Raw genomic sequence first — 25,930 nt, forward strand, 5'->3', positions numbered from 1 at the left:
CCGGCGCCCCCCTGGACTCGTCGCCGGCCACTTATGTTGATCTGGAGAACGAGGGCAGCGCCCAGCCGCTGCCCGAACTCACCGACGGCGAGCTGGAGGACCGCTCGCGCCGGCCCATCGACCATATGTTACAGGTGGGATCGGGCGAGACGCTGATGAGCCTGCTGGGCCGCGCCGGCATCGCCTCGGCCGAGGCCACCCAGGTGGTCGACGCCCTGATCAAGGTGTTCGACCCCCGCGACCTCAAGGCCGGACAGAAGGTGACCGTCACCTTCGACCCCGCACCCTGGGGCTTCGGCCAGGGCGAGTTCTCCCAGGTGGGGCTGGCCGCCGATCCCATTCGCGAGATCCAGGTGCGGCGCAACCCCAAGGGCGGCTTCCTGGGCCGCGAGGAAAAGCGCCAGGTCAGCCGGCAGGTGGCCCACTACTCGGGCAAGATCAAGTCGAGCCTGTTCGAAAGCGCCACCGCCGCCGGCATTCCCGCCCAGGTGATCATCAACATGATCCGGGTGCTGAGCTACGACGTCGACTTCCAGCGCGACATCCAGGCGGGCGACACCTTCGAGGTGCTGTTCGAGGGCTGGTACGACACCAAGGGCAAGCTGGTCAAAAGCGGCGACATCCTCTTTGCCGGTCTGGACCTGTCGGGCGCCGAGATCACGCTGTACCGCTTCGAGGACGGCTCGGGGGCCTCGGACTTCTTCAACGGCAAGGGCGAAAGCGCCAAGAAGGCCCTGCTGAAGACGCCGGTGGACGGCGCCAAGATCACCTCGGGCTTCGGCCTGCGCCACCACCCCATCCTGGGCTTCTCCAAGATGCACAAGGGCGTCGATTTCGGCGTGCCGCCCGGCACCCCCATCATGGCGGCCGGCGACGGCTCGGTGGAGATGGCCGGCCCCAATGGCGCCTATGGCAATTACGTGCGCATCCGCCACGGCAACGGCTTCGCCACCGCCTACGCCCACATGCAGCGCATCGCCCAGGGCGTCCACACGGGGCGCCGCGTGATGCAGGGCCAGATCATCGGCTTCGTCGGCTCCACCGGCCGCTCCACCGGTCCGCACCTGCATTACGAGGTGCTGCAGGGCAATGCCCAGGTCAACCCGCTGTCCATCAAGGTGCCCACCGGCATCAAGCTGGCGGGGCGCGACATGGACCGCTATCAGACCCACAAGCGCGCCACCGACCTGCTGATGGCGCAGATTCCGTCGGGCGCCCACATCGCGCTCAATCCCGGCAAGCCGATTCAGGCCAAGGCCAATTAGGATCACTTGGGCTGCCGCCCAAACCCGCTCGGAGGCGAACCTCCCTTTATTGCGTGAAATGAAAAGAGGGTCCGGGAGGCCTGCCTCCCGGTCGGGGAGCGGGGCGGAAGCCCCGGCTTGACTCAGGATCCCGCCCAGTCGGGATCGGGCAGCTGGGTGAACAGCTTGCGCAGCCCCTCGCCCCAGCTGCGGCGCAAGCCCAGGAAATAGGGGTCGTTATCCAGCACGCGATAGCGCACCGAGGCGCGGCAGAGGTCGGCGGGCACCAGGGTGACGTCCAAGGGCGGCGCCACCGAGATGTTGCTCTTGATGGTCGAGTCGAAGGACACCAGGGCGCATTTGGTCGCCTCCTCCAGCGAGGTGTCGACGTTGATCACCCGTTCGATGATCGGCTTGCCGTACTTGGTCTCGCCGATCTGGAAATAGGGGGTCTCGTCCGAGGCCTCGATGAAGTTGCCGGCGGCGTAGACGTTGAACAGCCGCATGCGCCGGCCCTGAATCTGTCCGCCGACGATCAGCGACGCCACGAAATCGGCGCCGTGGGATTTCAGATGCGCCCCGTCGGTGGCGTGGATTTCGCGCAGGGTGTCTCCCACCAGGCGGGCCACCTCGTACATGGATTTGACGCCGTAGAGCGAGCGGGTGCGGTCGGGGCCGTGCAGGCGCTCCTCCAGCAGGCTGATCACCGACTGGGTGATGGCCAGATTGCCGGCGGTGAGGATGACGACCACCCGGTCCTCGGCCCCGTCGAACACGAAGGACTTGCGGAAGGTGGCGACGCTGTCCACGCCGGCATTGGTCCTTGAATCGGAAACGAACACCATTCCGGCCTTCAGCCGGATGCCCAGGCAATAACTCACGGTCTCCCCCCCTGGCAATCCATCGGACCAGGGGCGACGCAAAAGACGGGCCAGCCCCGGAAAGAGGGATTCTCCTGGCGCCGGGTGGCGGCGACGCCTATTTCCTGGGCAAAGGGTGCCCGCCGCCCAAGCAGTCCGGGGCCTATACATTAGTAGTGGGCCGTATTTTGTCGCCCGAAGCATTCCGGTATCATTGCGCGAAGGACATGGAAAGCCCCCCACCATGACGGAACATTTCACCGATCGGGAAGCCTTCGAGGCCATCATCAGAACCATGCTGGACCGTGGAGGCCACGGCAGCTTCGGCCGCATCCATCTGGTCAGCGTGCTGCCCGACGCCCAGGGTTCCGGCCTGGGCGCGGCGCTGCCCAAGGCCCTGTCCATCGCCGAGCACATCATCCAGCGCCGCCTGTCGCCGGAAGACGCCTGCGTTCCGCTGGAAACGGGCAAATACATGCTGGTGTTCCCCGGCCTCAGCGACACCGAGGGGATGATCAAGGCCACGGCCATCTCGCGCGAGATCAAGGAGCGCCTGTTCGGCCAGTCGTCGGACCATATCAACGTCACCGTCCAGGTCCTGCCGCTGGACCGTCTGAAGCATCGTCCGGCGGCCGCCGCCCTGCCCGCCATGGACATGGTCCTCGACACCCACGAGCGTCATGCCACAGTCAATCTGCAGGTGATATTCCAGCCGGTCTGGGACGCCGCGACCCAGGCGATCATCGGCAACCGCGCCATGACCCGGCGCCACTTCCAGGGCCACGAACTGCTGGACGACGCGGTCCAGCTGGCGGGCGAGCAGGACCCGCTGGCCCGCGAGCGCAACGCCAATCTCCGGCACGCCGTGGCGGCCGCGCCCACCAACCAGGGCCTGGTGATCATGCCCCAGGCGCTGAACGACCACACCATGGCCGACTACCACGTGGTGACCACCGAGATCCGCCATCTGACCGCGTTCTGCCCCGGAGGGCTGATGGTCGAACTGAGCGGGGCGGTGAATTCCGCCAGCCGGTCACGGCTGCGCGACGCCATTCGCGCCGTCCTGGCCGGAGGCGCCAGGGTGGGGGTGCGCATCTTCCCCGAACCCGAGATGGCGAAGTTCCTCAAGGAATGCGGCGTCAGCCATCTGTGCTTCAACGAAGCCCAGGCCAAGCAGGCGGCCTTCACCCATTCGGCGCTCTACGCCCTGTTGTCGGTGGTGGCCCACGAGGTGCGCGGCGTCGGGCTGGACCTGTGCCTGTGGAACACGTCGTCGGGCCAGGACATCAAGCGGGCGGCGTCGCTGGGCTTCGGCCTGTTTTCCGGCGCCCCCTTCGGCGCCAGCCGGCCGAATATGGTCCAGCCGCACGGCTGGCCGACCAGCAAGGTGTTCCTGTAGGAAAGATTGGTCGGGGCGAGAGGATTCGAACCTCCGACATCCAGCTCCCATTTTAGACCCAAGCATAAATATAACACTCGGGAGCATCCCCAACGTAGCAACCTACCCGCATGCTAGCAACGATTGAGGTGAGACAGCGCGTACCCACCATACCTCTCGATTGGAGCTTTACCCTTCCCCGCCCTCAGCGCAAATAGAAGGCTTCTCGTTCTGATGTTGCGCTCGCTGGTGAACCTCGGAGCCGCGCAAGGACAGACGGCGACGGCGCGCGGAGAACGGAGGGGAGGCTCCGCGCCACAGGCGTGGATGCCCCGGAGTTTGAGCACGGTGGCGCTGAATGGCCTGTAGCGGGCCGGGGTGAACCTGGGAAGCGCTGGGGTGAACGGCCCCAGGGGGGCCGAGAGGGGCGAAGCCCCTGGGGGCTTCAGCATTCGATCCTTCAAGAGCCAAACACCGCGGATCGCCGAATCTCGGCGCTGGTCGTCGACACCTCACCGACGCGCTGGACGGCATTTCTGGTCTCTGCGATGGGTCATGGCCCGGGCCGCTCAGCGCCACGATCCAATGGCGGGCGTTTCGAGCCCTTACCGCAGATTATCCAGATGATCTATCGAAGCGACTTGTCGATGTGGTCGACCAAGTGTTGGCCTTGCGGGAACGCCTCGCGCCCGAATTCCACATCTGGCGGCCGGACTCGCCTAGCGCGGTGCCAAGTCACTGGCGGAACCATGCTCCCACGGTTGGCGCTCTTCTGCTTGAATTTGAGGCGAGGCCTCGGCAGTAGCGCCGAAAAGAGGTGCAGTCCCTGCAAGCCGCTCTGCACTATCCTGGCAAGACAAGCCACCAAGCGCCATCAATTGCGTTGTGAGCGTGCGGGTGGCTCTGAGCCACGCTCAGGAATCACCTTTTGCTTCTTTCTCAGGTGAATCGTCATAGACCGCATCCATGAGAATGAACCTTAGGATAGGGCGTAAATCGCCCGCTATGTTCTGCAGACGCTCAAAACTCCAGTTGCCCATATCGTTATGGGAATTCCAGTGCAGGTCTTTGAGCCAATGCGACGCGATGGTACCCGCTCGTTCGGAGAGCTTTTTGTTGTCCGGAAAGACGTCGGTGCGCGTACTCGCCATACCAACCAATTTTCCTATGGGGAAATGCTGGCCCTTGTCATCTCGGCACGGAAGCTTGATCTGATCGTAGTGGTAAACGAGGGCCCATTCCAGCAACGCCCGCATGAGCATGAACAAAGACAGCCTGAACGAGGTTAGGTTGTTTTTCCCCGCGCTGAGTTGCGCCAATTCATAAGTCAGCTGCTCCAGCCGATCGTCGTCACGAAGGCACCGAATATCTTCGAGAAGCAAAAGCGGCTTGGGTTTTTGAACTGGTGGCATTTGAGAAGGCAAAGCCGTGTCCGGCTTTTCCGCGTCGGAGATATCCACAGAAGCCGACGTCAGCGATGTTTGATCCGCTGGCGGCGGGTGAGCCGATATCGCTGGGGGTGGCGTTTCTGGCTTCACGTGGTTGCCGTTCACGCTATCCTCGGGACCATCAAGTGGGATGTCCTTATGCGATGCCGGGGTTATCGGAAGCTCCGGTTGCCCGTCAAGCAGCTCAGCACTTGGGATCGGCTTCGGGTGGCGCTTTCCGCCGTCGACTTCCTTATTAGGCGGCGTGTACAGCGATGGGCCACCGGCCGGCCTGTTCAGGTCGAAGAGGTCCGGATCCTTTCCTGGACTCGGACCGACATCATTCACTCGCTCGCCAATTGGCCAGGTACGCCTGAGATAGTCCTCGATCGAATCTCCCTTGGAGAATTTATCGTCGGTTTCCCTGCGTTGGGCGATCAAGGTATGTCGGGCGACGACACCGACCATTTGGTCGAGATAGCCAAAGCCAAATCGATTAGGTCGTCCGTCATCAAAGAACATGGGCTGCCCAAAATGGCGCTCTACGCTTTGTGAAAGCACGGCTCTGAGGAACGGTTCATGATCGACGTAATCGTCACTGTATAGTATCGCCTTCTCATCCTCAGCCCACACATTTCCATGAATGGCGATGTGGAGCGCTTCTCTTCCTCGGAGAAGCTGCTTAACGGTCTTCAGGTCAATCTTAAGAGTCTTGGCGATTTCCTGCGGATTTTTGCTTTTCTTGAATTCCCGATGTACGTAACGCATGCGTGATACCAGGGACCACGCCCGTCTTTGAATGACGGCATGGATATTCGCAACGATCGGGTCGCCACGTTCCCGGTCGTAATCGAAGCAGACATCGACCTTGCTGATGTTGTTCCTGGTTTCGTCGTCGATGGCCGGAATCTGCCGAAACAGGTCGTGTGCCGCTTCGGGCAGTATCTCCGGGTTAAGCAATACCTTGGCCGCCTGCCATGCCCAAGGCGGCATGATCATGGACGACGCCGACCGCGCCACCCTGATCGCCGAATACCGCCTCGCCGACGCCATTGAACGGGCTCGGCGGACGTCCGAGGCCAGCGGCATCCCCAGCACCGGGATCTGCACCGAATGCGGTTTCGGGATCGAGGCCGGACGCCTGGAGATCATCCCCACCGCCCGCCTGTGCGGCGCCTGCGCCCGCGAGGCGGACGCGCAGGCCAGGCGATCCCGCATCAACGGAGAGGACTGACATGGACACCCCGTCTCAACGCGCCCTCAGCCGCAGGGACTGCCCCCAGACCCGCCGCGTCTCCTACGCCCAGTTCCAGGGTGAACTGGCCGCCCAGGGCATGCCCAACAGCAACCACTACGCCTTCAAGTGCCCCAGCTGCGGACATGTCCAGAGCATGGCCAGCATGGTCGCGTTGTCGAAAGTTCCCACCGACAAGGTGGACGGCTACGTCTACTTCAGCTGCGAGGGCCGCTTCAACGCCGCGCGAGGCTGCGACTGGACCCTGGGAGGGCTGCTCAAAATCCACGCCCTGGAGGTCGAAACCGGCGACGGCATCGTCCCCGCCTTCGAGCCCGCCTCGCCCGAAGAAGCGGCGGACCTGCTGGCCGAGGTCGAAGGCATGAACGTCACCACCGTCACCATGACCACCACCGTCACCATGAAGAAGACCCGCGCCATGGGAACGACCCAGGCGCAGGCGGCGAACGCGGTTCGCACCCTGGATGATGCTTCGGCGGAGGGTGCTGCGCGATGAACCTCACCACCGCCGTGACGCAAGTCGAGATCCGCCACTACCACGTCTGCTGCGGAGGCGGCCCTGGGGCTCGGGGCTTCAACATGGGCTCCGCCCGCGTCGGCAACCTGCTGGCCCGCATGCGCTGCATCGGCGGCGTCGATCACGACCCCCTGGCCATCACCGATTTCAACCGCTTGGCCGGGGTCAATGGCACCCTGCTCGACCTGTTCAGCGCCGAGCAATATCGCGCCTTCCACGGCAAGGAACCGCCGGCTGGATGGCGAGAGGCCACCCCGGACGATATCCGCCGCTCGGCCGGCGGCGAGTTCCCGCATATCGTCTTCACCTCCATGCCCTGCAAGGGCTTCAGCGGCCTGCTGGCGGAAAGCCGCAGCGCCAGCGCCAAGTATCAGGCGCTGAACGGCCTGACCCTGCGCGGCGTCTGGCTGACGCTGGAGGCCTTCAAGGACGATCCGCCCGAGTTGTGGATCTTCGAGAACGTCCCGCGCATCGCCAACAGGGGCCGCCACCTCCTCGACCAGATCAAGGCTCTGTTCCGCGCCCATGGCTACGCCGTCGAGGAGACCGCCCACGATTGCGGCGAGATCGGCGGCCTGTCGCAAAGCCGCAAGCGCTTCCTGATGGTCGCCCGCCACATGGCGAAGGTGCCGCCCTTCCTGTACGAGCCGCCCAAGAAGCGGCTCAGGGGCGTGGGCGACGTGTTGGACCGCCTGCCCATGCCCGGCGATCCGTGCGCCGGCCCCATGCACCGCATTCCGTCCCTGCAGTGGAAGACCTGGGTCCGCCTCGCCTTCGTCCAGGCCGGCAAGGACTGGCGCAGCCTTAACCGCCTGGCCGTCGAGGACGGCATGCTGCGGGATTATGGCATCGTGCCCGAGCGCGAGTTTCGCAATGGCGCCTTCGGCGTGATGGGCTGGCCTACTGCCACCGGCGCGGTGTGCGGGGAATCGTTCCCCACCAACGGTCGCTTCGCCGTCGCCGATCCCCGGGCCGAAGAGGACTTGCGGCGGGGCGCCCTCGGCCTGTCGCGCTGGGCCGACACCGCCTGCACCGTCACCAGCCGGGGCTTTCCCCTCAACGGGGCGTTCAGCGTGGCGGACCCCCGCCCCACCGGCATGGCGGAATACTCGCAGCTCGGCATACGCCGGTGGGATGAACCGTCGGGGGCGGTCAGCAGCCAGTCGGCGGTGGGCGGCGGCAAGTACGCCGTGGCCGATCCTCGCGCGGGAATCGGCGCCGCCACCCATAACAATGTCTATCGCGTGGTCCGCTTCGATGATCACAGCAATGCGGTCACCGGCGGGCAGTCCCCATCCGCCGGCGGACTGGCGGTCGCCGACCCCAGGCCCATGGACAGCGGCCATTCCAAATACGCGGTGACGCCCTACGGCGAGGCCGCCCGCACCGTCATTTCCGGCAGCACTACCGGCCAGGGCGCCTTTGCCGTAGCGGATCCTCGGTGTGACTGGAACCCCAATGCTCACCGAAGCAAGCTGCGGGTGACGCCCTATGACGATCACGTCGGCGCCATCACCGGATCGTCATCCGCCGGCCATGGCTTCACCTCCGGGGCCATGAGCGTAGCGGACCCCCGCCCGTCCTACCTCAAGGACGGCCGCGAGGCCTACTTGACCGCCGGCATGTACGGCGTGTTGCCCTACGAGGCCCCGGCCGGGTCGGTCAACGCCAATGCCTGCCACGACAACGGCAAGTGGTCGGTGGCCGACCCCCGCCTGCCGGCGCTGGACGAGCGCCTGGCCTGCGTCATCCTCGCCGAGGACAACACATGGCACCGGCCCTTCACCACCCTGGAACTGGCCGCGCTGCAGACCATGTTCGACCCGGACGAAGAGTTTGAGCCGGTCGAGACCGAGGGCGGCGCCAGGATCTGGCAGCGCCGCAAGCCCGAGCCCTGGATGCTGGCCGGCACCAGCGATTCCCGCCACCGGGAATGCATCGGCAACGCCGTCCCCTCGGCCGCCGCCCAGGCCATCGCCAGCACCATGGCCCACACCCTGCTGCTGGCCTGGAGCGGTCACACCTTCGTGCTGTCCAACACTCCCATCTGGGTGATGCCCCCGGCCGAACGCCTTCGGCACGAGCTGTCAATCGCCCTGTCCGTCAACAACCCCGTTCACAACCAGGAGAGCAACCATGCCTGATACCGCGCCCATTTCCGGGCTCATCATCCCCGTTCCCGCCATCGGCACCCCCATGGCCGGTGGGTTCTTCGGCGGCGTGTCCCGCGACGGCGCGTGGATCATCGTGTCGCCCAAGGCCGAGGGCGAAGCCGTCCTGGCCTGGAAGACCACCATGACCGCCAGCCCCGGCGCGCTGTCGTTCGTCGACGGCCTCGCCAACACCCGCGACATCGCCGATGACGATCACCCGGCCGCCGCCTTCTGCGCCGCCCTGCGCATTGGCGGGTTTGACGACTGGCACCTGGGCAGCCTGGACGACATGCAGACCCTGATGCGCAACCTGATGCCGCTGTCCGGCGGCAATCCCGCACAGACGGCGGTCGAGGCGTTCCAGGAGGGCGGCGCCGAGGCCTTCGAGGCGGCGTGGCACTGGACCAGCACCCAGGACAGCCCCGGCTACGCCTGGCTGCAGACCTTCTACGACGGCACCCAGACCAACTACGGCCTCAAGGACAGCAGAGACCGGGTCCGAGCCGTCCGCAAATGCCTCCCCTTCACCCCCTGATCCTTTTACCGGCCGCTCCGGCGGCCGGGCCTTCCCACACGCACCATGGAGATCCGAATGAGCCTGATCACCCCCGCCATCATCACTCCCGCCATCGGAACGCCGATGGAAGGGGGATTCCTCGGAGCCCGGTATATCGACGAAAACGGCGCCCTGGCCGGTCTCGTCGTGTCGCGTGCTGAGGTTGGCGACTTCGACCCCGTTCCGTGGCTGAAGAAGCTCCGGGACGTGCCCGGCGCCTGCTCGCTGCTCGACGGCCTCGCCAATACCCGGGCGATGGCGGAAGCCGGCTCGGAGATCGCCCAGACGATCCTGGACCTCGAAATCGACGGCGTCGGCGGCTGGCACATCCCGGCGCTGGACCAGATGACCGGGCTGCGCGCCACCGCCATGCCCCGGGCCGGCATCACTCCGGCGCAGAGCCTGGCCGAGGTGTTCCAGGAGGGCAGCCCCGAAGCCTTCCGGCAGGAATGGTACTGGACCAGCACCCAGTACAGCTCCGGCTACGCCTGGCTGCAGGACTTCTTCAACGGCGACCAGAGCCACGACAGCGGCAAGGGCATCAGTTACCGGGTCCGAGCCGTCCGCAAATGTCTTCTTTAGCCCTTTAACCCTTTATCCGGCCGCTTCGGCGGCCGGGTGATGCCTGGAGGAGGTTTTGCATGGCGCTGGCCACTGAACTGCCCATCTACCGCGAGACATACGCCCTGGTCCAGCTTCTGGCGAAGCTGACGGGACAGTATCCCCGCAACTACCGGCAGGTTCTGGCCCGCGAGATCCTGACCGAGGGCCAGCAGATGGCGGTGGAGATCTTCCGCGCCAACTGCGTCACCGGCCCGGCCAAGGTGCCGCACATCGAGAGGATGCGCGAACACCTGGAGGTGCTGCGCTTGCAACTGCGCCTGTCCAAGGACCTTCACCTGATCTCCCCCAAGCAATTCGGGGACACGGTGGAACTGACGACCGGCGTCGGCAAGCAGGCGACGGCATGGCTGAAATACGCGAGGAGCGCCTGATGCCCGAAGGTCAAGGCCTTCGCGCCCGTGCGCATCATTTGGTCGGGGTAGCGGCCCCTCCCGATGCATACGGGGTCGCTCCAGGCGCCAATGGGATACGGCGGGTGCTCCCCCGCGCGTCCCGGCGCAGCTCGGCCGGCGTCGATGGGGAAGCCCAATCGCCGGCCCGGCCTATACACCCCCGACAGGACTTGGTCCGGCTACGCCTGGCTGCAGAACTTCAACAACGGCAACCAGAACAACAACAACAAGAACAACAGAAACCGGGTCCGAGCCGTCCGCACATGATCACGCAACAGCCGTCAGACATCACCGTGTCCCAGCTTTTCGAGGCCTATTACGACTGCCGGCGCCACAAGCGCAACACGGCTTCCGCCCTGGACTTCGAGATGGCGCTGGAAAACAACCTGATGGACCTGCTGGCCGAGCTGCAGGCCGGCACCTGGATGCCGGGACCGGCGACCGTCTTCGCCATCACCCGCCCCCGGCCGCGCGAGGTGTGGGCCGCCCAGTTCCGCGACCGCATCGTCCACCACCTGGTCTATCGCGCCGTCAACCCGCTGTTCGAGCCGGCGTTCATCGCCGATTCCTGCGCCTGCATCAAGGGACGCGGCACGCTGTACGGCGCCGAGCGCCTGCACCGCCACCTACGCTCGGCCACCGAGAACTGGAGCAAGCCGGCCTTCTATCTGAAAGCCGACATCGCCAATTTCTTCGGCTCGATCCGCCACGCCGACCTGTTCGCCATGCTGGCCCTCCGGATCAAGGACACCACCATGCTGGAATTGTGCCGCAAGCTGGTGTTCCAGGACGTGCGCCGGGACGCCATCGTCAAGGACGGCGCCGGAACCCTGGCCCTGGTTCCGCCGCACAAAAGCCTGTTCCAGGCACCGCCCGGCATCGGCTTGCCCATCGGCAACCTGTCCAGCCAGTTCTTCGCCAACGTCTACCTGGACAGCCTGGATCAGATGATCAAGCGACGCCTCGGCATGCGCCACTACGTCCGCTACGTCGATGACATGGTCCTGATCCACCCCGAGCCCAAGGCGCTGCTGGCCGCCGCAGATGCCATCCGGGACCACCTGTCCGGCATCGGCCTGCGGCTCGCCGAGCACAAGACCTTCGTGGCGCCGGTCGCCAAGGGCGTCGATTTCGTCGGCCACGTCATCCGTCCGCACCGCCGCCAGGGCCGCCCCAGAACCCACCGCGCCGCCCTGCGCCGGCTGATGGAGATCCCGGCCGAGGACTTCATGCCGTCCTGCAACAGCTATCTCGGCCTGTTCCGCCACGGCGGCAGCCGCAACCAGATCATCGCGCTCGCCCGGATCGCGCTCCGGCGCCGCCACTGGGTGGCCGCCGACCTGACCAAGGTGGGCGCCCGCCACATCTCCACGCCGAGGACCGCGCCATGACCACGCCCGAACAGCACGACGGCACCACTCCGCCGGCCGATCCGCCGCCTCAGTGCCGCGACTGTATCAACTCCACCGCCCGGGACCATGTCTGCCTGGATGGCCATCCGCAGACCGCCCCGTGCCCGCACCACGAACCACTGCCTTACTGAGGATCAGACCATGACCACCCAGACGCTTAAGCCTTGCCCGTTTTGCGGCAACACCGCCCCAGTTATCCGGTCCAATGGGATCGGCGACTACTACGTCTATTGCGATGATGACGAAGAGGTCGGCGGATGCGGCGCCCACACCAGCGACCGCCGCGCCGAACAGAAATCCATTGCCGCGAAGCGGTGGAACCAGCGCACGGGCAACTGAAGGAAACCGAGACATGACCCGCATCCTGTATGTCTGCGACCTCTGCGAACCCGAATACTGCGGCCACGATAACCGGACAGAACTAAGGGTTTATCCGGGCGATGATGACTTCGCCGAAACAACTATGTGCAACAACTGCTGGAGCGAATGGAAAAACTGGCACGGAAACATGGATGCCCGCCCGGATTGGGACACGATGCCCGCTCCTGCCGAACACTTGCCCCATACCTGAAGTTGAGGAGCAAGACCATGCGCGCCATCACCCTGCACCAGCCCTGGGCCTCGCTGATCGCCATCGGCGCGAAGACGTTCGAGACGCGCAGCTTTCCACCGCCGGCCAAGTTGATCGGCCAGCGCATCGCCATCCACGCGGCGGTGCGCGATCCGGTCAAGATTTACATGGAGATGTACCGGGCCAACGACCCCGCATGGGAGCCGATCTGCAACGCTCTCGACGATGCCGGATTCGATGGCCTGAACTGGTCCCTTCTCCCGCTTGGCGCCGCCGTCGCCACCGCTGTGCTGACCGGGGCGTATCAACTCGGAGATGGCGGGCAGGTTGTCCAGCGGCGGGGCACCGGCCCGCAGTACTTGACCCTCAAGACCGACCACTTTGGAGATTACACCCCCGGCCGCTGGGCGTGGCTGCTGACCGATGTTCAGCCCTTGGCCACGCCGATCCCCGCCAAGGGGAAACAGGGCTGGTGGGAGTGGGATGAGATCCATGGCGGCTGATCTCTTCGCCGGCAGCCAGCGGCTGCAGATGACCGAAAGCATCGAACTGACGGTGCAGTCGCTGCTGGCCTATGCCCATGATCATGACCACTGGGGCATGGCGTGGTCGGGCGGCAAGGATTCCAGCGCCACCGTGACGCTGATCTGCTGGCTGATCGACACCGGGAAGATTCCGGCGCCGATGTCGTTCACCGTGTTCTACGCCGACACCCGCATGGAACTGACGCCTCTGGCCATCGCCGCCCTGCAGATCATGGACGAGCTGCGGGACCGGGGAATCGAGGTCCATGTGGTCCGCGCCCCGCTCGACAAGCGGTTCTTCGTCTACATCCTCGGCCGGGGCGTGCCGCCACCCAATAACAACACGCTGCGCTGGTGTACCCGCCAGATCAAGATCGACCCCATGGGCGAGGCAGTGGCGTGCAAGCTCGACGAGATCGAGCGAAACCATAACGGTGGTCCTGACCTGGACGGCGCCGCCGCCCCGAAGCCGTTCCTGATGATCACCGGCGTCCGCCAGGGCGAGTCCGCCATGCGTGATCGCCGCATCGAGATGAGCTGCAGCAAGGACGGCGCCGAGTGCGGCCAGGGCTGGTACCAGAAGACGCTCCCCGAGGCCAAGGGCGTACGGGGCCGCATCGCCACCCTGGCTCCGCTGCTCCACTGGAGGGTCTGCCATGTGTGGGAGTGGCTGAAGCACTGGGCACCCCAGCCGCAGTTCGGCGACTGGTCCACCGCCATGATCGCTGACGCCTATGGCGGAGACGAGGCGGAGGAGATCAACGCCCGCACCGGCTGCATCGGCTGCCCCCTGGCCGCCAAGGACATGGCGCTGGATACCATCCTGCATAATCCGTCATGGGCCTATCTGGCGCCGCTGAAGGGCCTGAAGCCGCTCTACCGTGAACTGCGCATGGCCAGGAATCGCCTGCGCCAGCCGGGCGGCGAGCGCCGTCAGGACGGCACCCTGGCCAAGAACCAGCAGCGCATGGGTCCGCTGACCTTTCCGGCCCGCCTGATGGGCCTCGACCGCGTCTTGACCATCCAGGCCGAGGTAAACGCCGCCGCCGTCCGGCTCGGCCGCCCGCGCCTCGACCTGCTCGACGCCAAAGAGGAGGCCCGCATCCGCGAGCTGATCGCCGCCAAGACCTGGCCGGATGGCTGGGATGGCGACGAACCGACCGCCGACACCCCGCTGCCGGCGTACTTCGCCGACGGCACCATTCAACACCTGCTTGTTTAGACAGATGAAATTGTGAGGAAATCATGGGACATCCACCCCTGTATCGCATCCTGGGACCAGCCGAACGGCTACGCCGAATCAAATCCCGCCGGGCAGCAGGGGAAGCGGTATCCGTCGAAGAAGTCGATTGGGAAATCGAAGCTCTGCTCGATGGCGCCGACCTCCTCCACCAGCGACCCGCTACGGCAAAGATGCTCGACAAGGCGGCGGACTGTCCTAACCCGTAACCGCTTCACCTCTCCAACGCCAAATCTCTGACGATATCGCCATGCCCAAGCCGCCTCGCAATTGGCCCGTAGCCGCGCTTCCCCGTCGAATGGACCGGGATATGGCCGCCTATTATTGCGGCTTGTCGCCCAACACCTTCGACGACAGGGTGAAGGCCGGGCAGTTCCCCCAGCCGCACCAGGACGGACGCCGGATGGTTTGGGATCTCCGCGAGTTGGACAAGGCGCTTGACGGTGACGCCGTACACCATCTTGACGGCATGGCCTCCGCCGAGTCTCAATCACAACGTGACATCGCCGCCGCCGAGGCGATGGCGCTGGCCGCTATCCAGCAAAGCCGATGATGGAGACTACCGACATGGGGCGGATCGACCTGCCCTATCTTCACGCCTACCGGGACCGCCACGGCCGCATGCGCCACTACTATCGGCGCGACGGCCGGCGCCATCCGATCAAGGGCGAACCCGGTTCGGCCGAGTTTCTGGCCGAGTACCAGCGCCTGCACGAGGCGGCGGAGGTCAAGCCCACCCCGAAGCCCGGCGCCGATACCTTCGGCGCTCTGGTGGAAACCTACTACGTCTCGCCCGAGTTCAGCCATAACCTGCGGACCTCCACCAAGGCCGAGTACAGGCGCCATATCGAGCCCATGCGCGAGAGGTGGCGCAACGTGCCGCTGATCGGGATCACCAAGAAGGTGGTTCGCTCCTATCGCGACAGCCTGGCCGCCCAGCCGGTGAAGGCCAATAGCGCCCTTCGGGTGCTCAAGACTCTGCTCGCCTTCGCCGTCGATACCGAGTTGCTGGCCGCCAACCCGGCCAGCAAGATCAAGCCGCTGAAGGTCGACTCCGATGGCTGGCTGCCGTGGCCGGAAGCCGCGCTGGAAAAGTTCTCCAACAAGAGCCGTGGCGCGGCACGCATCGCCTTCTTTCTGGCGCTGGAGACCGGACAGCGCCGTGCCGACGTGCTGTCCATGCGCTGGGACGCGCTGACCTCGGACGGCGGCATCATGGTCAAGCAGGCCAAGACCGGCGCCGAGCTGTGGCTGCCGATCTCCCCGGTCCTTCGCGTCGAACTGGAGCGCACCCGCAAGGAACAGGCCGCGCGCGTCGTCGAGCGGACCAAGCGCAAGCTGCAGGCGGCCACCCCCTTGACCATCGTCGCCCGCGAGAACGGCCAGCCCTACACCGAGGACGGCTTCGGCACGATCTGGAACCGCGAGCAGCACCGCGTCGAGTGCCCGCGCCTGCCCTTCCATGGCCTGCGCAAGAACGCCACCATTCGCCTAGTCGAGAACGGCCACAACCCGCAACAGGTCGCGGCGATCACCGGCCACAAGACGCTGGAAATGATCGCCCATTACGGACGCCGGGCGGATCAGAAGCGGCTGGCCAAGGCGACGGCGCAAGCTACCGATGGTAGAAACGGGTCCGATCAGTGAACGGACGGCCACCGAACGAGTGGCTAACCTCCAGCTTGGAAGTGGCTAACCCTCCCGTTCCGCCGCCGTTCTTTCATAAAAAACCAAGGATTCCTGCGGCGTTCGGTGGTCGGGGCGAGAGGATTCGAACCTCCGACATCCAGCTCCCAAAGCTGGCGCTCTACCAGGCTGAGCTACGCCCCGATGGCCGCGTTGTAAGAGGTTTGGGACCCGAGCGCAAGGCGAGTCAGCGCCCCCGTTCGAACATGGGATGGATCACCCGGTCTCCGGGCTTCAGCCCCAGCCGCCGGGCCGTGCCGGCGGGCAGTTCCAGCACGCCGAGCACCGGCTCGGCCGGGCCGCGCGGCTCCAGGCTGCCCGGAACCGCGTATTGCTCCACGTAAACAACCCGGCCGCCGCGGTCCATGAACAGCATGTCCAGCGGAATCAGGGTGTTCTTCATCCACATGGAGACCTGGCGGGGACTGCCGAAATCGAACAGCATTCCCGTGCCCGCCGGCAGGTCGCGGCGAAACATCAGGCCTTGGGACAATTGCTCGGGGGTCTCGGCCAGTTCCACGGCGAAGGCATGACGCTTGCCGCCTTCCGCCACCACTTCCAGCCGCGACGCGCCGAAGGTCACCGGGGCCGCCGACGCGGCGGTGCCGAGCAGGACGAAAATCACCGCCGCCAACACCCGAATCATGCCGCCTCTCCCCCCTCGTTGAATGACGGTTATGGTGCGCCTCCGCACACGGAGAGGCAATAGAGGACTATTTACCTAGCGCCATTTCCGGCGGCCAATCCGCCATCCCACCCCGCCTCCCGCCGCCACCTGGCAAAGACCCGCTTGAGGCCATTGCAACTACAAGGGATTCCGCAGCCCCACGGCATTTGTATAAAATTTTATCTAAATGTACTTTTAAATATCGGCATAGTTAACGCAACCATTGTTGCAAATTGAGGGGGTGATTTTCCTGTTTTCACCTTGCGAATACTTTGGTAGAGTTTGACTTGTGAGCTGGACAGAGGTGAAAGCCTCCGAAGGCCAGAACCGGAGATACTGCCCTGGGGGGCCTTCCCGCCCATCCCCACCCTCCTCGGCAGGGAAGCGTGACCGCACAGTGTGACGTTTCCGCTTTCTGGTCGCACGAAGGGGCGCCGGTGCAAACCGGCGCCCCTTTCATTTGGCTCAGAGCAAATATTCGATACCGGAAGGACCGGTCAGGCGGTTTCCGGCTCGTCGTCGCCGTCATGGACCAGCCGCCCGGATTCCTCCAGCTCCAGCACCATCCGCACCAGAACGGACAGGCTGTCGGCCGCCATCTTCTCCATGACGCGGGCGCGGTGGATCTCGACGGTACGCACGCTGATCCCCAATTCGGCGGCGGCGGCCTTGTTGGACAGGCCCTGGGCCACCAGGATCATCACCTCGTACTCGCGGGGCGTCAGAGAATTGGCCCGTGCCTCGATGCCGTCGAGGCGGCGGCGCTCGACCCAGGCGCGCTGGCTGCCGAGCAGGGCCTTGTTCACCGCGGCCAGGAAGATGGCGTCGTCGAAGGGCTTCTCGATGAAATCGGAAGCCCCCTCCTTGAGGGCCTGGACGGCCATGCTGACATCGGCATGGCCGGTGATGACGATCAGCGGCAGGTCGATGTCGCGGTCCTGCAGTATCCGCAGCAGGTCGAGCCCGCTCAGGCCCGGCATGCGGACGTCGGCGACCACGCAGCCGGGGCCGTTGCCGTTCAGCCCCGCCGCGATGAAGCTCTCCGCATCGGCATAGACCTTGACCGTGTGCCCGGAGGCCTCGAGCAGCATGCGAAGGGAATCGCGCACCGCGGGATCGTCATCCACCACGTGAATTTCGGGGGCCGCCGTCATGACCGACCTTTCATCACAGAAGAAATTCAATCAATGATAGGGCTGATTTTCGCCCGATGAAAAGATGAACCACGGCAAGCCGCTTGTAAACCCACAGCGCCCTAACGCCGCGAAGAAAGAAGCTGGGCCAGTTCCACGGCGGTCTTCACTCCCATCTTCTCGAAAAGATGAGCGCGATGGACTTCGACGGTGCGCATGGTGATCCCCAGATCGTCGGCAATGACCTTGTTGAGCTTGCCGGCCAGGACCTTGTCCATCACCTGCCGCTCGCGCAGCGTCAGGTTTTCCAGGCGCTGCGCCAGGGATGCGGCGTCGGCGTCGCTGGCCAGGCGCTGGGACTCCCAGGCCAGGGCCTCGATCACCTTGTCCACCAGTTCATTGTCGTTGAACGGCTTCTCGACGAAGTCGCGGGCCCCCTTCTTCAGGGCGGACACCGCCATGGGCACGTCGCCGTGGCCGGTCAGGAAGATCACCGGCAGCTTGGCGCCCATCTCGCACAGCCGGTCGAACAGTTCCAGCCCGGTCATGCCTTCCATGCGGATATCCAGCACCAGACAGCCGCTGCATCCCGGGCTCCAGGCGGCCAGGAAGCCCTCGGCCGAAGAGAAGCATTCGGCGGTGACGCCGCGCGACTGGAACAGCCAGCCCAAGGCGTCGCGAATCGCCTCGTCGTCATCAACAATATAGACCACGCCCTTGGTCATCCGGTCATCTCCGGCAGGGTGAAGAAAAAGATGCTGCCGCCGTCCGGGTTCGGCTCGAACCACAAATGGCCGCGATGAGCTTCCACGATGGAGCGGCAGATGTTCAAGCCCATTCCCATGCCCGCCTCCTTGGTGGTGAAGAACGGGCTGAACAGGTTGGCCGCCGTCTCGGGCGCGATGCCGGTGCCCCGGTCGGCGATGCGGACCCGGGCCTGGCCGTCCTGGCTTTCCAGGGTGATGGACAGCGTGCGCTGCGGCCGGGGCGTGTGGCCCATGGCCTCGATGGCGTTGCGCACCAGATTGAGGATCACCTGCTCGATCAGAATGTGGTCGGCCTCGACCCTGGGCTTGGCGCCTTCCACGTCGAGGTCGATGCGGATGCCGCGCTTGCGGGCGTCGGGCTCCAGGAAGCCGACGGCGCCCTCGATGATCTCGTCGAGGAAGCAGGGCACCACCATGGGTTCGCTCTTTCGGACGAAATCATGGATGCGGCGGATGATCTGGCCGGCGCGCTGGGCCTGGGCGCCCAGCTTCGTGATGGGCGGCACCAGTTCCTCGGCCCTGGTGTCGCCGGCCGACAGCCGGTTGAGGCAGCCGGTGGCGTAAGACGCAATGGCCGACAGCGGCTGGTTCAGCTCGTGGGCGAGCGTCGAGGCCATCTCGCCCATGGTGATCAGCCGCGCCGTGTGTTGCAGCTTTTCCTGATGCTGGCGCGACAGCTCCTCGGACCGCTTGCGCTCGGTGACGTCCAGCACCGAGGCCATCCAGCCGGTATGGCGCCCGTCGGATTCGATCAGCGGCGCCTCGTAGACCAGGGCGTTGAAGCGCTCGCCGTTCTTGCGCCGGAACACCAGCTCGAAGCCTTCCGCCGGCGCCTCGCCGCGCAGCACCGCCCGGTGAATCTCGTAGGTATGCTCCAGATCCTCGGGCAGCCAGTACAGCATGGGCGGCACCGTGCCCACCAGTTCCTCGGCGGTCCAGCCCACCATGCGGCAAAAGGCGGGATTGACGTAGGTGATGCGGCCTTCCAGGTCGCGGGCCCGCATGCCCACGGTCAGCGAATCCTCCATGGCCTTCCTGAAGGCGTGCTCGGTCCGAAGCGCCTGCTCGGCCGCTAAGCGGCGGCGCACGTGACGCCGGAGCGCCCACAGGCTGGACACCGACAGCAGCGACAGGATGAAGATCGCCGCCGCCAGCACGTTGCGCAGCAATTGCGGGTCGCTGTGATACGAGATGGCCACCAGTTCCAGCCCGTGCCCGGGCGGCTCGAAGCGCAGCGTGTAGCTGGCACCGGGCTCGGACGGCGACAACTGCGACTTGGCGGCCAGCAAGGTGCCGTTGCCGTCCAGGATCTCCAGCCGGTAGGCCTGGGCGAACCACCAGGGCACGTGGTGGGCCAGCATGGAGTCCAGCGAGAACACTCCCGCCACCGTGCCGGCGAAATGACCATTGCGGAAGAAGGGAACCTGCGCCTCGAAGCGCGCCCCCTTGCCCTCGACCGTGAAGGGCGGGCCATAGACCGGGCGGCCAGAGGAACGGGCCAGGGCCAGGGAGGACGACGCCTGGGGGTCGCCCCCCAGCGACGCCCCGGTTTCCACCGGCGGCAGGGACTGGATCACCGTCCCCTCGGCGTCGCGGACGATGATCCGCTCGATCTCGGGATCGGCCGAGAGCAGAACCCGGCTCTGCAGCGTGAACTCGGCTGCACGGGTGCCGTCACGCCCCGCCAGGTCGGCCAGCTGGCCCAGCCGCTCGACCCCCGAGGAGAGATGGAAATAAAGGTTCTGCTCCACCCACAGGATGTCCTGGATCAGAACCCGCTTTTCCTCCTCCACCTCGTTGCGGTGAAGCAGCCACAGCAGCACGCCCAGCAGCATGACCACGAGCCCCATGGCCACGACGGGCATGGCCTGGATCGCCTGGCGGTCCCTGAGGGCCTTGGGTGCGTTCATGGGTCCTTTCCTCTTGTGGATCACCACAATGGCCGAGCCTTGGCCCGATTCCTATAGTAGTCTGGAATAGCCTGATCTACAGGCATCTTGGGAGGAAATATCATGAAGTTGGGAACCCTCATCGCGGGGGCCGTCGCCGCCTGCATGCTCGCCGGCACCGCCATGGCCCAGCAGGCTCAGCCGATCGTCATCAAGTTCAGCCACGTCGTCGCCCCGGACACCCCCAAGGGCAAGGGGGCCGAGTACTTCAAGAAGCTGGCCGAGGAACGCACCAAGGGCCGCGTCAAGGTCGAGGTCTACCCCAACAGCCAGCTCTATAAGGACAAGGAAGAGATGGAGGCCCTGCAGCTGGGCGCCGTCCAGATGCTGGCGCCGTCGCTGGCCAAGTTCGGCCCGCTGGGCGTCAAGGAATTCGAGGTCTTCGACCTGCCCTACATCTTCCCCAGCAAGGACGTGCTGCGGTCCGTGACCGGCGGCCCGGTGGGCGCCGGCCTGCTGAAGAAGCTGGAAGGCAAGGGCATCATCGGCCTGGCCTACTGGGATAACGGCTTCAAGATCATGAGCGCCAACAAGCCCCTCATGACCCCCGCCGACCTCAAGGGCGTCAAGATGCGCATCCAGTCCTCCAAGGTGCTGGACGCCGAGATGCGGGCGCTGGGCGCCCTGCCCCAGGTCATGGCCTTCTCGGAAGTCTACCAGGCGCTGCAGACCGGCGTGGTCGACGGCACCGAGAACCCGCCCAGCAACATGTACACCCAGAAGATGCACGAAGTGCAAAAGCACGCCACCATGACCAACCATGGCTATCTCGGCTATGCGGTGATCGTGAACAAGAAGTTCTGGGAAGGCCTGCCGGCCGACGTGCGCGCCACCCTGGAAGGCGCCATGAACGAAGCCACCGTCTTCGCCAACGCCATCGCCCAGACCGAGAACGATGACGCGGTGAAGGCCATGAAGGCCTCGGGCAAGACCGCCTTCCACGATCCGACCCCGGCCGAGATCGACGCCTGGCGCAAGGCCCTGCTGCCCGTCCACAAGGACATGGAAGGCCGCGTCGGCAAGGATCTGATCGAGTCGTTCTACAAGGAAGCGGCCAAGTTCGGCTTCAAGAACTGATCACGGCCTTAAGGGGGCGCGTTGGGGCGCCCCCTTCATCTCCGCCCGTTCATCCATCCGGCTTTCGTGGGAGGTCCCATGCTGAGAGCCCTCGATCACCTTGAAGAATGGCTGATTGCCTTTCTCATGGGCACGGCGACGCTGATCATCTTCGTCGCCGTCATGCAACGCTACGCGGCGGGCACCGACCTGCTGTACCCCGTCGTCGGGCACCTGGATTTCTCCTGGGCCCAGGAATTGTGCATCATCATGTTCGTCTGGATGGCCAAGTTCGGCGCGGCTTACGGCGTGCGCACCGGCATCCATGTGGGCGTCGACGTGGTGATCAACCGTCTGAGCCCCGACTGGCGGTCGAAGTTCATCGTGTTCGGCCTGCTGGCCGGCGCCACCTTCACCGGCATCATCTCGTACATGGGCGGCCATTTCGTCATGGAGAACGGCGCGCATTACGCCTTCCTCCACGCCTTCGGCCTGCCCACCGGCGACCTTTACGAAGGCCCGATCACGCCGGACATGGAGATGCCCACCTGGATCGTCTACTCAGCCATCCCGCTGGGCTCGGCCCTGATGTGCTTCCGCTTCCTCCAGGTCTGCGTCGGCTACATCAAGACCGGCGAGTTGCCCCACCACGACCACGGCCACGTGGAGGGATTGGAGGAAGACACCACCGATCCCCAGCGCGCCGCCCAGGACATCAACTGGTTCGAGATGTCCGACAACCTTCACCCCAAGGACGCCAAAGACGACAAGGGTGATAGCGACAAGGAGAAGCGGCCATGAATTCCGCCGTCATCTTCGGGCTGCTGATCGCGTTGATGCTGACCGGCATGCCCATCTCCATCTCGCTGGGCCTCACCGTCCTGTCCTTCCTGTTCATGTTCACCCAGGTTCCCATCGAATCCGTGGCGCTGAAGCTGTTCACCGGCATCGAGAAGTTCGAGATCATGGCGATCCCGTTCTTCATCCTGGCCGGCAACTTCCTCACCCATGGCGGCGTGGCGCGGCGCATGATCAACTTCGCCACCGCCATGGTCGGCCACTGGCACGGCGGCCTGGGCCTGGCCGGCGTCATGGCCTGCGCCCTGTTCGCCGCCGTGTCGGGGTCCAGCCCCGCCACCGTGGTGGCCATCGGCTCCATCATCCTGCCGGCCATGGTCAAGCAGGGCTTTCCCAACAAGTTCGGCGCCGGCGTCATCACCACCTCGGGCGCGCTGGGCATCCTGATCCCACCGTCCCTGGTGATGGTCATGTACGCGGTGGCCACCAACACCTCGGTGGGCGCCCTGTTCATGGCCGGCGTCATTCCCGGCCTGGCACTGGCCACCGTGCTGGGCGCGGTGACCTGGTACATCGCCTGGAAGAACGACTATCCCCGCTTGCCCCCCTCCACCTGGGGCCAGCGCCTCAAGACCCTGCGCGAAGCCATCTGGGGTCTGGCGCTGATCGTCATCGTCATCGGCGGCATCTACACCGGCATCTTCACCCCCACCGAGGCGGCGGCCATGAGCGCGGTCTACGCCTTCTTCATCGCGGTATTCGTCTACAAGGACATGCCGCTGAAGGGGGTGGGCAAGATCCTGCTGTCGTCGGCCTCCATGTCGGCCATGCTGCTGTACATCATCACCAACGCGGTGCTGTTCAGCTTCGTGCTGGCCAACGAGAACATTCCCCACGCCATCGCCGACTGGATCGTCGGCAAGGAATTGGGGGTGATCGCCTTCCTGCTGGTGGTCAACGTGCTGCTGCTGATGGCCGGCAACTTCATGGAACCGTCCTCCATCGTCCTGATCATGGCTCCCATCCTGTTCCCGGTGGCCATGAAGCTGGGCATCGACCCGGTGCATTTCGGCATCCTGATCGTGGTCAACATGGAGGTCGGCATGTGCCATCCCCCGGTGGGCCTCAATCTCTATGTGGCATCGGGCATCACCAAGATGGGCATCACGGACCTGACCGTGGCGGTCTGGCCCTGGCTGCTGGCCATGCTGGGCTTCCTGATCGTGGTGACCTACTGGCCGCCGCTGTCCATCTGGCTGCCCAAGGCGCTGGGGGTGATGTAGCCCCCACGTCCTCCTTGTTCAGGGGCAGGCCCGCAACCGGGTCTGCCCCTTTTCCTGGGCGAGGTCCAGGCAATGTCCCCCGACGCACAGGCGCCAGTCGTCGGTGAAGTCCGAACGGGCCAGGACGATCTCCTCCATCACGATCCCGGGATGCCACACCCAGCGTCCGTTGCGCAGGACGGCCTCGAGCGGCGGCTCCATGCCGGCGCCGCTGCCCATCACCGAGGCTTGGTCGAGGTGCAGGCGGCCGGCTTCCACCCGCCAGTCCTCGCGCCACTCCACCTTCTCCACCGAATGGGTCCAGGCCAGGGTGAAGTGATCCGCCGGCGTCACCACCGCCAATCCGGCCGCCAGCACCGCGCACAGACCGCTCAAGCCGCCACCGCCTTGCGCGACTGGAACCAATGCCAGGCGACGAAGGCCGCCGACAGGACGAAACCCACCTGATCGGTCCAGGGAATGGCCGCCACCAGCAAAGCGGCGGCGGCGAAGGCCACGGCCCGTTCCCACCAGGCCAGGCGGGTGAACAGGAAGCCGATGGTCCCCGCCCCCCACAGCCCGATGGCCACCAGCGCCTTGACCACCATGTAGGCGGTGTCGAGCAGGGTGCCGCCCTCCAGCATCAGCGACGGATCGTAGACCGCCATGAACGGCACCACGAAGCCGGCCATGGCGACGCGCACCGACCACCAGCCGGTAGCCGAGGGATCGGCCCGGGCGATGGAGGCGGCGGCAAAGGCGGCCAGGGCTACCGGCGGCGTCAAATCGGCCAGGATGCCGAAGTAGAACACGAACATGTGCGAGACGATCAGCGGCACCCCCATCTTGTAGAGGATGGGCGCCACCAGCGAGGCGGTGATGATGTAGGTGGGAATGGTGGGGATGCCCATGCCGAGAATGAGCGAGGCCACCATGGTCAGCAGCAGGGCGAGGAACAGCGAATCCCCCGACAGGGCGATCAGCCCCTGGGTGAAGGTTCCCGCCACGCCGGTCAGGGTCATGGTGCCGATCAGGGTGCCCACCAGGGTGCAGGCGACGCCCACCGGCACGGCGGAACGCGCCCCTTCCACCAGCCCGCGCACGCTCATGCGCAGGGTCTCGCGCCCGCCGCGCACGAAGAAGTTCACCGCCGCCAGCGCCGCGACGATGCCCACCACCACGTCGATGCCCAGCTTGAAGAAGGCCGAGGACGCCACGCCCAGCACCAGCCAGAACACCACGCGCCCGGCCATGCCGCCCATATTGGCGGCGATGGAGGAGCCCAGGATGACGATGGCGGTCAGCGCCAGCCCCACCGTGCCCGAATACATGGGGGTGAAGCCGGTCAGCAGCAGGTAGACCAGGGCGCCCAGCGGCACCATCAGGAACCATTGCCGCTTCAAGGCGCCCAGCGCGCTGGGGCACTGGTCCTTGGACATGCCGTGCAGCCCGGCGACACCCGCCTCCAGATGCACCATCCACAGCGCCGAGGCGTAGTAGAGCAGGGCGGGAATGGCCGCCGCCTTGCACACCTCGGCATAGGAGATGTTGAGCGTCTCGGCCATGATGAAGGCCACCGCGCCCATGACGGGCGGCATGATCTGGCCGCCCATGCTGGCGGTGGCCTCGACGGCGCCGGCGAATTCGGCGCGGTAGCCGAACCGCTTCATCAGCGGAATGGTCAGCGCCCCCGTGGTCACCACGTTGGCGATGCCAGAGCCGTTGATGGTGCCCATCAGGCCCGAGGTCACCACCGCCACCTTGGCGGGACCGCCCTTGGTGTGGCCGACGGTGCCCAGCGCCACGTCGGTGAACAGGCGGATCATCCCGGCCTGTTCGAGAAAGCTGCCGAACAGGATGAACAGGAAGATGTAGGTGGCCGAGACGTAGCAGGGGATGCCGTAGATCCCCTCGGTCCCCAGGAAGTACTGGTTCACGATCTGGTCGAAGCCATAGCCGCGGTGGTCCAGCGGCGCCGGCAGATACTGGCCGAACGCCGCATAGGCGACGAAGCCCAGGCAGAGCGCCGGCAATTCCCAGCCCATCAGGCGCCGCGACGCCTCGAACACCAGGGCCACCACGATGGTCCCCACCGCCAGGTCGGCGGTGGACGGATCGCCCGAACGCTGGATCAGTTCGGCTTCGAAGACGAGGTGGTAGAGGGACAGGGCGAAGGACGCCGCCCCCAGCGCCCAATCGGCCGCCACCTTGAGCGGATTCTCCCGGTCGATGACCGCGTAGAGGGCGAAGACCAGCAGCAGCAGGAAGCCCACGTGGATGGAGCGCACCGGCAGCGACGACAACGGCGAATAGGCCGCCGTGACGATCTGGAAGGTGGAAAAGGCGATGGCGATCCAGAAGATCGGCCGGGACTCGATGCCGTGGCCGAACACCTCGCCCTTGGTGTCGATCTCGGACGGATCGACACCATTTCCGTCATGCTGGCTCATCGCCTTTCC

Annotated in this window: 26 protein-coding genes and 1 tRNA gene (1 of these 27 only partly in view); 18 read left to right on the forward strand and 9 right to left on the reverse strand. The window is 65.4% G+C overall.

Annotated features, from left to right (window positions below):
• On the forward strand, positions 1-1,265 hold the 3' portion of the coding sequence (locus tag XM1_RS21200; RefSeq protein WP_068436996.1) for a peptidoglycan DD-metalloendopeptidase family protein. It extends 124 nt beyond the left edge of the window; 1,265 of the gene's 1,389 nt are visible here — the last part of the coding sequence; its start codon lies off the left edge, out of view; its stop codon occupies positions 1,263-1,265.
• Between the two features lie 122 nt (positions 1,266-1,387).
• Here XM1_RS21200 and XM1_RS21205 read toward each other — a convergent pair whose 3' ends face one another.
• Positions 1,388-2,125 carry a proteasome-type protease gene (locus XM1_RS21205; RefSeq protein ID WP_068436998.1) on the reverse strand — a complete coding sequence of 246 codons (738 nt, stop codon included), beginning with the start codon at positions 2,123-2,125 and terminating at the stop codon, positions 1,388-1,390.
• Between the two features lie 223 nt (positions 2,126-2,348).
• Here XM1_RS21205 and XM1_RS21210 point away from each other — a divergent pair, with 223 nt between their 5' ends.
• Positions 2,349-3,503, forward strand: a complete 1,155-nt coding sequence (locus XM1_RS21210; RefSeq protein ID WP_068436999.1) for a hypothetical protein — start codon at positions 2,349-2,351, stop codon at positions 3,501-3,503.
• Between the two features lie 893 nt (positions 3,504-4,396).
• Here XM1_RS21210 and XM1_RS24345 read toward each other — a convergent pair.
• Complete coding sequence (locus tag XM1_RS24345) at positions 4,397-5,908, reverse strand: hypothetical protein (protein WP_068437001.1); 1,512 nt, start codon at positions 5,906-5,908, stop codon at positions 4,397-4,399.
• Here XM1_RS24345 and XM1_RS21220 point away from each other — a divergent pair.
• From XM1_RS21220 to XM1_RS21275, 13 genes are all read left to right on the forward strand, one after another.
• Positions 5,901-6,143, forward strand: coding sequence for a TraR/DksA C4-type zinc finger protein (locus XM1_RS21220; RefSeq protein ID WP_172821952.1), 243 nt, complete (start codon positions 5,901-5,903; stop codon positions 6,141-6,143). The genes XM1_RS24345 and XM1_RS21220 overlap by 8 nt on opposite strands.
• Position 6,144: 1 nt before the next feature.
• Positions 6,145-6,660, forward strand: a complete 516-nt coding sequence (locus XM1_RS21225; RefSeq protein ID WP_068437005.1) for a VVA0879 family protein — start codon at positions 6,145-6,147, stop codon at positions 6,658-6,660.
• Positions 6,657-8,825: a DNA cytosine methyltransferase gene (locus XM1_RS21230; protein ID WP_082700645.1), complete on the forward strand. Its 2,169-nt coding sequence runs from the start codon at positions 6,657-6,659 to the stop codon at positions 8,823-8,825. Before XM1_RS21225 ends, XM1_RS21230 begins: the two co-directional genes overlap by 4 nt.
• The gene (locus tag XM1_RS21235) at positions 8,818-9,369 is read left to right on the forward strand and encodes a DUF1566 domain-containing protein (RefSeq protein WP_068437007.1); all 552 of its coding nucleotides are present in this window, start codon (positions 8,818-8,820) and stop codon (positions 9,367-9,369) included. The genes XM1_RS21230 and XM1_RS21235 overlap by 8 nt, the downstream gene beginning before the upstream one ends.
• Positions 9,370-9,426: 57 nt before the next feature.
• The gene (locus XM1_RS21240; protein WP_172821953.1) at positions 9,427-9,972 is read left to right on the forward strand and encodes a DUF1566 domain-containing protein; all 546 of its coding nucleotides are present in this window, start codon (positions 9,427-9,429) and stop codon (positions 9,970-9,972) included.
• Positions 9,973-10,031: 59 nt separating this feature from the next.
• Positions 10,032-10,385: a four helix bundle protein gene (locus tag XM1_RS21245; RefSeq protein ID WP_068437010.1), complete on the forward strand. Its 354-nt coding sequence runs from the start codon at positions 10,032-10,034 to the stop codon at positions 10,383-10,385.
• A gap of 284 nt (positions 10,386-10,669) precedes the next feature.
• The gene (locus XM1_RS21250; protein ID WP_068437012.1) at positions 10,670-11,797 is read left to right on the forward strand and encodes an RNA-directed DNA polymerase; all 1,128 of its coding nucleotides are present in this window, start codon (positions 10,670-10,672) and stop codon (positions 11,795-11,797) included.
• Positions 11,798-11,959: 162 nt separating this feature from the next.
• Positions 11,960-12,157, forward strand: coding sequence for a Lar family restriction alleviation protein (locus tag XM1_RS21255; RefSeq protein ID WP_068437014.1), 198 nt, complete (start codon positions 11,960-11,962; stop codon positions 12,155-12,157).
• Positions 12,158-12,170: 13 nt separating this feature from the next.
• The gene (locus tag XM1_RS24615; protein WP_172821954.1) at positions 12,171-12,389 is read left to right on the forward strand and encodes a hypothetical protein; all 219 of its coding nucleotides are present in this window, start codon (positions 12,171-12,173) and stop codon (positions 12,387-12,389) included.
• A 17-nt stretch (positions 12,390-12,406) separates the two neighbouring features.
• Positions 12,407-12,892 carry an ASCH domain-containing protein gene (locus XM1_RS21260; RefSeq protein ID WP_068437016.1) on the forward strand — a complete coding sequence of 162 codons (486 nt, stop codon included), beginning with the start codon at positions 12,407-12,409 and terminating at the stop codon, positions 12,890-12,892.
• The gene (locus XM1_RS21265) at positions 12,882-14,135 is read left to right on the forward strand and encodes a phosphoadenosine phosphosulfate reductase family protein (protein WP_197603095.1); all 1,254 of its coding nucleotides are present in this window, start codon (positions 12,882-12,884) and stop codon (positions 14,133-14,135) included. Before XM1_RS21260 ends, XM1_RS21265 begins: the two co-directional genes overlap by 11 nt.
• A gap of 328 nt (positions 14,136-14,463) precedes the next feature.
• On the forward strand, positions 14,464-14,706 hold the full coding sequence (locus XM1_RS24730; protein WP_068437019.1) for an AlpA family transcriptional regulator: 243 nt from the start codon (positions 14,464-14,466) through the stop codon (positions 14,704-14,706).
• Positions 14,703-15,800 (forward strand): tyrosine-type recombinase/integrase, encoded by a 1,098-nt coding sequence (locus tag XM1_RS21275; RefSeq protein ID WP_082700648.1) that lies wholly within the window; start codon positions 14,703-14,705, stop codon positions 15,798-15,800. Before XM1_RS24730 ends, XM1_RS21275 begins: the two co-directional genes overlap by 4 nt.
• A 106-nt stretch (positions 15,801-15,906) precedes the next feature.
• Here the strand turns inward: XM1_RS21275 and XM1_RS21280 are convergent.
• The 5 genes from XM1_RS21280 to XM1_RS21300 all read right to left on the reverse strand — a co-directional run bounded on the left by XM1_RS21280 (position 15,907) and on the right by XM1_RS21300 (position 20,316).
• Positions 15,907-15,983 (reverse strand) — tRNA-Pro (locus XM1_RS21280).
• Between the two features lie 43 nt (positions 15,984-16,026).
• Positions 16,027-16,485, reverse strand: a complete 459-nt coding sequence (locus XM1_RS21285) for a DUF192 domain-containing protein (RefSeq protein ID WP_172821955.1) — start codon at positions 16,483-16,485, stop codon at positions 16,027-16,029.
• A gap of 518 nt (positions 16,486-17,003) precedes the next feature.
• On the reverse strand, positions 17,004-17,660 hold the full coding sequence (locus XM1_RS21290) for a response regulator transcription factor (protein ID WP_068437021.1): 657 nt from the start codon (positions 17,658-17,660) through the stop codon (positions 17,004-17,006).
• 101 nt (positions 17,661-17,761) lie between these two features.
• Complete coding sequence (locus XM1_RS21295; RefSeq protein ID WP_068437024.1) at positions 17,762-18,364, reverse strand: response regulator transcription factor; 603 nt, start codon at positions 18,362-18,364, stop codon at positions 17,762-17,764.
• Positions 18,361-20,316: a sensor histidine kinase gene (locus XM1_RS21300; protein ID WP_068437026.1), complete on the reverse strand. Its 1,956-nt coding sequence runs from the start codon at positions 20,314-20,316 to the stop codon at positions 18,361-18,363. Before XM1_RS21300 ends, XM1_RS21295 begins: the two co-directional genes overlap by 4 nt.
• 102 nt (positions 20,317-20,418) lie before the next feature.
• Here XM1_RS21300 and XM1_RS21305 point away from each other — a divergent pair, with 102 nt between their 5' ends.
• The 3 genes from XM1_RS21305 (at position 20,419) to XM1_RS21315 (ending at position 23,492) form a co-directional block, all read left to right on the forward strand.
• Positions 20,419-21,432, forward strand: a complete 1,014-nt coding sequence (locus XM1_RS21305; protein ID WP_068437027.1) for a TRAP transporter substrate-binding protein — start codon at positions 20,419-20,421, stop codon at positions 21,430-21,432.
• 78 nt (positions 21,433-21,510) lie between these two features.
• Positions 21,511-22,212 (forward strand): TRAP transporter small permease, encoded by a 702-nt coding sequence (locus XM1_RS21310; RefSeq protein WP_068437029.1) that lies wholly within the window; start codon positions 21,511-21,513, stop codon positions 22,210-22,212.
• Positions 22,209-23,492 carry a TRAP transporter large permease gene (locus XM1_RS21315; protein ID WP_068437031.1) on the forward strand — a complete coding sequence of 428 codons (1,284 nt, stop codon included), beginning with the start codon at positions 22,209-22,211 and terminating at the stop codon, positions 23,490-23,492. The genes XM1_RS21310 and XM1_RS21315 overlap by 4 nt, the downstream gene beginning before the upstream one ends.
• Positions 23,493-23,510: 18 nt before the next feature.
• On the opposite strand, the gene XM1_RS21320 is transcribed toward XM1_RS21315, so the two are convergent.
• Entirely contained in the window at positions 23,511-23,867 is a 357-nt protein-coding gene (locus XM1_RS21320; RefSeq protein WP_082700649.1) for a DUF1850 domain-containing protein, read from the reverse strand.
• Positions 23,864-25,921 (reverse strand): TRAP transporter permease, encoded by a 2,058-nt coding sequence (locus XM1_RS21325; RefSeq protein ID WP_082700650.1) that lies wholly within the window; start codon positions 25,919-25,921, stop codon positions 23,864-23,866. The genes XM1_RS21320 and XM1_RS21325 overlap by 4 nt, the downstream gene beginning before the upstream one ends.
• Positions 25,922-25,930 lie beyond the last annotated feature (9 nt).

It is taken from the genome of Magnetospirillum sp. XM-1 (genome assembly GCF_001511835.1).
GTDB lineage: Bacteria > Pseudomonadota > Alphaproteobacteria > Rhodospirillales > Magnetospirillaceae > Phaeospirillum.